Source organism: Vibrio sp. 2130-1 (assembly GCF_033339515.1).
In genome coordinates, this window is record NZ_JAWOUT010000036.1 from 1 (window position 1) to 7,027 (window position 7,027).

8 protein-coding genes are annotated in these 7,027 nt (G+C 39.3%); all 8 read left to right on the top strand.

Going from position 1 to position 7,027, the window contains the following annotated elements:
• The first annotated feature begins 654 nt into the window (after positions 1-654).
• Complete coding sequence (locus R7Q09_RS23760; protein WP_053807656.1) at positions 655-996, top strand: hypothetical protein; 342 nt, start codon at positions 655-657, stop codon at positions 994-996.
• A gap of 163 nt (positions 997-1,159) precedes the next feature.
• Positions 1,160-1,891, top strand: a complete 732-nt coding sequence (locus R7Q09_RS23765) for a DUF2971 domain-containing protein (protein WP_318071310.1) — start codon at positions 1,160-1,162, stop codon at positions 1,889-1,891.
• Between the two features lie 132 nt (positions 1,892-2,023).
• Complete coding sequence (locus R7Q09_RS23770; RefSeq protein WP_318071309.1) at positions 2,024-2,326, top strand: hypothetical protein; 303 nt, start codon at positions 2,024-2,026, stop codon at positions 2,324-2,326.
• 153 nt (positions 2,327-2,479) lie between these two features.
• Positions 2,480-3,286: a hypothetical protein gene (locus R7Q09_RS23780; protein ID WP_005378537.1), complete on the top strand. Its 807-nt coding sequence runs from the start codon at positions 2,480-2,482 to the stop codon at positions 3,284-3,286.
• Between the two features lie 137 nt (positions 3,287-3,423).
• Entirely contained in the window at positions 3,424-3,798 is a 375-nt protein-coding gene (locus R7Q09_RS23785) for a hypothetical protein (RefSeq protein WP_262598266.1), read from the top strand.
• A 139-nt stretch (positions 3,799-3,937) separates the two neighbouring features.
• Entirely contained in the window at positions 3,938-4,474 is a 537-nt protein-coding gene (locus R7Q09_RS23790) for a nucleotidyltransferase family protein (protein WP_318071308.1), read from the top strand.
• Between the two features lie 106 nt (positions 4,475-4,580).
• Complete coding sequence (locus tag R7Q09_RS23795; protein WP_318071307.1) at positions 4,581-5,708, top strand: PIN domain-containing protein; 1,128 nt, start codon at positions 4,581-4,583, stop codon at positions 5,706-5,708.
• Between the two features lie 153 nt (positions 5,709-5,861).
• Positions 5,862-6,836: a putative phage abortive infection protein gene (locus R7Q09_RS23805; protein WP_318071306.1), complete on the top strand. Its 975-nt coding sequence runs from the start codon at positions 5,862-5,864 to the stop codon at positions 6,834-6,836.
• Positions 6,837-7,027: the final 191 nt, after the last annotated feature.

A 7,027-nucleotide genomic window follows, 5' to 3' on the forward strand; every position in this document is an offset into this window, starting at 1 on the left:
TATGCGTTGTTTTAAGTGATTAAGGTGGTATGCGGCAGCATCGGTATTGCGTTGCTCACACCTTAACAGGGCGTTAGGCGACGGGCAGGAAAGTCCTTTGTTCTCATTTTCTTAGGTCTCTTTGAGCATTCGTTTTTCTAAGTCGGCAATTCAAGATTGTCTGTTCAAATTCATGAATCTCTCTGGCCGTAAAACATGCCAAGGTTTGCGGGTTGCCTCATTGGTTTTCATAGCCGGTTGGTTGTGAGTTTCATTGGCTCAAAGTGTGGCAGGGGCAAGTTAATTGAGGCTTTTGTTCTCGCTTTAAGTTTGTAGCTTTACGTTTCGTTTCCTCAAAAGCAACTTGATCGCTGAAAGTCTGTATTTCGTGGTCGCTGGCATCTTAGCTGAAACATAGTGACATTTGTGGTTCTTGAATCACAAAAAGTCAGTGGGTGTTTGGTTGCTTATTGGGTTTCGGGTAATCTGCTTGCAAACATCCTTGAACACTGGTGGGAAACTTCGCCTAACAAGGCGTTTAAGGCGGATTCACAACGCTTGGCGATTTCAGTTCAAGTCAGGTTAAGTGTTTAAGGTACAATGGTTTAGGTTTAGTGGTTAGCGTTGTTCACCACTTAACGCGGCGTTAGCTTAAATCATTAAAAAGGATGTGTAATGAGAAATAGAAAATGGATATTTGCAGCTATTTTGCTCATTGGTGGACCTTCACTATTGCCATTTAGCTTGGAAGTGATATCCCTAATTGAGTTACTAGGCTTTTTGGGGTTATGGACAATTTATTCATCCTACGCTGAATACTTGGTGAATCATCCTAGATTCAAAAGAGGTCTGCGTTTAGCTACTAGTTGGGATTTTCAGCCGCAAATGCTGTTCTCTCCTAGTGAACTTAAGGCATGTCCCCAGTTAGTTTTTCATATGCTTCCAGTTCAGAGTGTAATGGTCTGGACTTTGAATATTCTGTTTTGGGGTGGTCTGGTTTGGTGCTACATAATTTAAGCTAACAAATTGTTCAAGAGGGATTCACAACGCGTGGCATTTTTACTATGCGTTGCTTTTAGTGATTAAGGTGGCATGCGGCGGCATCGGTATTGCGTTGCTCACCCCTTAACAAGGCGTTATGTGATAAGGTGCAAATGCGGAAATTTTGTGGAAAATAATAATGAAAAATCCTGAAATAACTTCCTTGTATAAGTATAAGCCGATGAATCAGTTTACATTGGATATCATCGCTTCCGAGCGTATTTATTATGCTTTACCTGAGTCGTTCAATGATCCGTTTGATACCCAATGCTCTTTTATGAAAAGTACAGCTATAGCTCCTTCTACTGATGCGGATAAAGTCGCAAGAGCCTTTCCTGATGACTCTGAAATTGTGCCGTTTGAACTAAAAAACGTATCTTCAGATATCGACGTTTTTCAAGGTAAGTTGAAAAATTTTGGGATCGTCTCATTGGCTGAGAGTGCTGCTGATATTCTAATGTGGTCTCATTATGCCGATAACCATAAAGGCATTTGTATCGAATTAGAACGAAATGAGAATAATGCGCTGGGTAACCCTGATGAAACTAATAAGGTTAAATACACGCAAAGCTACCCCTCATTAAGCTCAAATGTTTTGCTCGATAGTGACCAGTTTAACTCCTCTTTAAAGCGGGTTTTATATACCAAGTCTAAACAATGGGAGTATGAAAAAGAGTGGCGGACATTTAAACCACAAGGTGGCAAAGTTTATCCATTACCAGGAAAAATCAAGTCTGTAACCTTTGGTGCTAGCTCATCACAAATGGACATAGAAATTGTAAAAAAATTAATTGCAGGTACGGATATCAAGTTGTTCCAAGCTGAGCTAAAACAAAATGACTTTGGTATTAAATCCAGAAAAATCACATAACAAACTGTTTAAGAGTGATTCGCAACGCGTGGCATTTTCACTATGCGTTGGTTTTAGTGTTTAAGGTGGTATGCGGGAGCATTAGTATTGCGTTGCTCACACCTTAACAGGGCGTTAGGTTTTAATGGAAAAATGGACAAAAATCTTGTTGTAAAATGGGCGGATCTTTTAAGTTCCAAGCTGAATCGTAGCGCCTTTGAAATTTCTGAGTCTGGTTTGATGAGTTATGACTTTTCAGCAGATAGCGTAGAAGTTTTGTTTGAAGATGAATCTTATTGTAAGTTCAATTATGCATTTGCTTTGGAAAATCCAAAGGAGGGGCAGGTGGCCATTTTTACTGAGCACTGTGGGTATCATGTGCTTTCTAATGTTGGTGTCACTGTCATTGAACACTTTGGCTCATCGAAAACCGTTATTGTCCAAAGTGAGTGGTAGGCTACAAACCTAACAAGGCGTTCAAGAGGGATTCATGCCGCGTGGCATTTTTGGTTTGCGGTGAGTTTTGGTGGTGAAAGTGGCTTGCGGAAGGTTGGTTTATGCGGCATTCACCCCTTAACGCAGCGTTAGGCTATTTGGGGAGTTTGGCTTATGAATTATCGACAGTTAGCAAAAGATCACCTGAAATTCGCACACAATGAACTGAGTTCCTCTAGTGACCCTCGTTTAAAATATGCTGCTCTTGAGCTTCGTATGGCAATGGAAGCTATTACATACGACAGGGCGCTAGCTTATAAGGATGAATTTCCACCAAGCGAATATGAGACTTGGCAACCCAAGAAAGTTTTGATGGTACTTTTGGAAATTGATAGTGATGCTGATACTAGTAGCACCATTTCAATAGGTGTACAGCCTGATAGTCACACTCTACCTGACACGATGCAGTTATTAGGTACTGAAAAGACATTTACGTTGAGAATGTTAAAAAAGCATTATGATGCTTTGGGTAGCTATCTTCATGTTATCTCGATGAAGCAAAGTCGTACAGGCAACCTTCAAAATATGAACAAATTGAGGCGACGATGCGAGGAAATATATCAGTTTTTAGATGAAGCTTTGCGATCTCCCGTCTTCAATATGACATTAGGTAATTTTTCTTCCCTAGTTTGCCAAGAGTGCGGCAAAACGATTAGGAAACGTATTCCCCATTCATTTAAAGAGCCAATTTTAGCAGATTGCTTTAATTGTAAGGCGAAGTATACGCTCACCGATGGCGGTAGTGGGAATGTATGTTGGACTTTAAATCAGCATGAACTTCAATGTAGCAATCCTAAATGCCAGAAAAGCATAACTGTTCTAGATCATGAGTTAACCGTTGGTCGCCATTGGATATGCCCAGCGTGTAATGGTAAAAACACTATAGTGCTGGGTATACAACACCAAAATCAAGAAGAATAGCCTAACAAACTGTTTAAGAGTGATTCGCAACGCGTGGCATTTTTACTATGCGTTGCGTTTAGTGGTTAAGGTGGTATGCGGAAGCTTCGGTATTGCGTTGCTCACACCTTAACAGGGCGTTATAGCTCAGGGGTAACATGAAGTATAAGTTAATTAAATCAATGGCTCACAACTTCACTCACTCATTTGTTGGTGGGTGCAACTATGTTGATGACGCATTTATATTTGAAGATTTATATACTTTAGCTCGCCTGAACAAAGGTAAGCCAGTTCAGATTTCTTGGGTTCCAGCTCGTACTGAGGAGTTATTTAGGCTTACTCCGAGAATTAGAAAATCAATAGGTTACTACCGAGAACGGCTTCCGAAACATGCAGCTAGCCACAATGTTTCTTTAGATCGCCTTAAAGAGTTTTATCTTCAAGTCTACATGGCTAAAAATCACCAGGTATATGTTAAAGCCATTACAGTTGATGACCGGGGTAAGAGAGTTGAGCAATACGTTTACGCTTGAGCTATAACAAACTGTTTAAGAGTGATTCGCAACGCGTGGCATTTTTACTATGCGTTGCGTTTAGTGTTTAAGGTGGTCTGCGGTGGCGTCGGTATTGCGTCGCTCACACCTTAACAGGGCGTTAGGGCACAGGGCGAAAATGGATAGAATCGTAGAATTAATCAAGCAAGATCCAGTTAGAGTTAAAGCCTTAGAGTGCGTATCTAAATTGGGCTTGCCTCAGTGTTACATTGCAGCTGGTTTCGTTCGTAATCTTGTTTGGGATGCACTGCATGGCTTTGATGTAGCAACACCATTGAACGATGCGGATGTTATTTACTTTGCGCCAGACGAGAACGACCCTAATGCATATTTACACCACGAATCTCAGCTCAAGCAGCTAATGCCAGAAGTTAACTGGCAAGTTCGTAACCAAGCACTAATGCATACTCGGAATGGCGATTTACCCTACACATGCTCCCTTGATGCTATGAGCTATTGGCGAGAACAAGAGACAGCTGTTGCCATTCGACAAGTCGCACCTGATAGCTATGAATGTATTGCAGCTTTTGGGTACGAATCCTTATTTGGTTACTGTGTCACACATAACCCTAAAAGGTCACGAGAAACGTTTGAAAATCGTGTAAATTCAAAGGGCTGGCTAGTAAGGTGGCCATCTTTGAGAACAGTGCCCTAACAAAGCATTTAAGAGTGATTCGCAACGCTTGGCGTTTTCGCTTCGCTCAAGTATAGCCAAGCGCTGCTCACACCTTAATGCGGCGTTATACCAATTTGGAGAAACAATGAGTACAGCGGATTACGGTGCAATTAGCATCGATACATCAATATTTGATGGAAATGGGTTACGTATAGAGTCTGGGTTATTTAAAAAGCTAGAGCAATTTAAGCCTAGTGAGGTACAGGTAGTCCTATCTGATATCGTTTATCAAGAAGTTGAATCACATTTAAAGAAAAAGATCAGTGATACACGGTCTGCTCTAGAAAAGTCTCTAAAAAATACAGTAGTACATCTAAATGTAGGGGAATCGATAGTTAGTGATGCTAAAGGAATGTTATTAGCAGAATCTGTCGAGGATATTACAACAGCACGGTTGCAAGACTTTGTAGATAGTACGGGGTTGCTAGTTATTAATTCTGAGGATCATCTTGATGTTAAGTCAATGATTAGTGCTTATTTTGATAACGAGCCTCCTTTTGCTCAAAGTGGTAATAAAAAAAGCGAGTTTCCTGATGCTATAGCTTTGATGACATTAGAAGCTTGGGCTGAACATAATGGTACTAAAGTTATCGCAGTTACAACTGATAACGATTGGTTAAAATATGCAGAGAACTCGGAATGGATTGATTGCACACAAGACTTTGCAGAAGCACTTTCGATATTCCAACCACAGACGGCTCCATATACATTTTTTGCTTCATTAGCAAAAACATTAGTGCCTGGCAGTTCGAGTCCATTTTACTCCTTGGTTGAAGAGCATGCGGCAGATTACACAAGCGAATTAGATCCGTATGCAGATGCTACATCCGGGTTTTATTGGGAGCAGAACGATATGGTTGAAGTATCGTTCAACAGTATGGAGTTTTTATCCGATGGGTCATCCCCAATTTTACAATTAGTCGAGGTTGACTCTGAGCAAGTAGTGGTTCAGGCAATAGTAAGTATCGAAGCGGATGCATCTTGTTCGTTTTCACTATCAGTACATGATTCTATTGATAAAGATTATGTATTTTTGGACTCAAGTTCAGCAAGTACCTCGTTTGATTTTCAAACCGAGGTTCTGATAACGTTTTCGGGCGATTTTACTGATTGCGAAGACTTTTCTTCAATAGAAATTACTGATGTTGAATTCATTTCTTCTCCATCAAGTGTTGATTTTGGTGATCTAGAGCCCGACTTTTGGGGTGACTAAATTGGTATAACAAACTGTTTAAGAGTGATTCGCAACGCGTGGCATTTTTACTATGCGTTGCGTTTAGTGTTTAAGGTGGTATACGGTGACTTCGGCATTGCGTTGCTCACACCTTAACAGGGCGTTAGTCATCAATTATATTGGGAGTATGTAGTGAAAATATATAAATTGATAATGGGAATACTGATTATTATCTCGATTTTTTTATTAGTTGAGTATGCTGAATTAATTATAGCGTCTGATGTTGAAAATATTAAAAAATGGAATGATGCTGCGGGGTTTTGGGGGGATCTGTCGGGGCCGATTATCAGTATTTTAGCATTTTTGGGGTTGCTATATTCACTATCACTAACAAAAAATCAGTATCTTGAACAATCAAATGAAAATACATTTTTCTCATTACTCGAGTTTCATTCATCAAAAGTTCATCAGTTGAGAGTTGATAATAATGAAGGGTACGAGGTTTTTAAATTTCTTTCAGAAAAGTTCAATGATTACTATAAGGAATTCATTTTTTCATATGTAGGTTCTAACTTTATATCAATATTAAATAGTCAGGTCGTTCTTGAGCACATTCTCCAAGATAGTGAGTTTGACTTTTTGATCAATGATGCTATTGAATACTGGCCGAACAAACCCGATAATCCCACCAGTTCTGATTATTTAAGTTACTTTAATGAGAGCGAGTTTGCTCAACATAGATTAAGTCAGGCAATCCACGATGGGCTTAGTGAGTCCAAAAAAATCAAAGTATACTCGCTCTGTGATGTATACTTTAATTCAAGACCCACTAAGGATATACAAAATGACTTGTCTGATATTTATTCGTCGTTCTACCATGACTATGGTCATGTAATAGGGCATTATTTCCGTAGTATGTATTATGTTTTAGAGCATGTAGATAAAATGGAAAATTCAAATAAGTATGCAAAGATATTTCGTTCTCAATTATCTCGTTATGAAATAGTCATGTTGATGTACAATATGACAAGCGATTATGGTAGTAAAAAATTTAATCTGTTAATTAATAAATATGAATTATTTAATGGGATTTATGAAAAAGACATTTGTTATCATCCGAAAGAATTTGATTATAAAGCATTTACCAACGAAGTATTGAAATATTGAAGACTAACAAACTGTTTAAGAGTGATTCGCAACGCGTGGCATTTTTACTATGCGTTGCGTTTAGTGTTTAAGGTGGTATGCGGCGGCTTTGGTATTGCGTTGCTCACACCTTAACAGGGCGTTATGTGTCAATGGGTTTCTAAACAGAGTGAGAAAGATAAAAATGCAGTTTATTTGGGAAGTCTCGGACG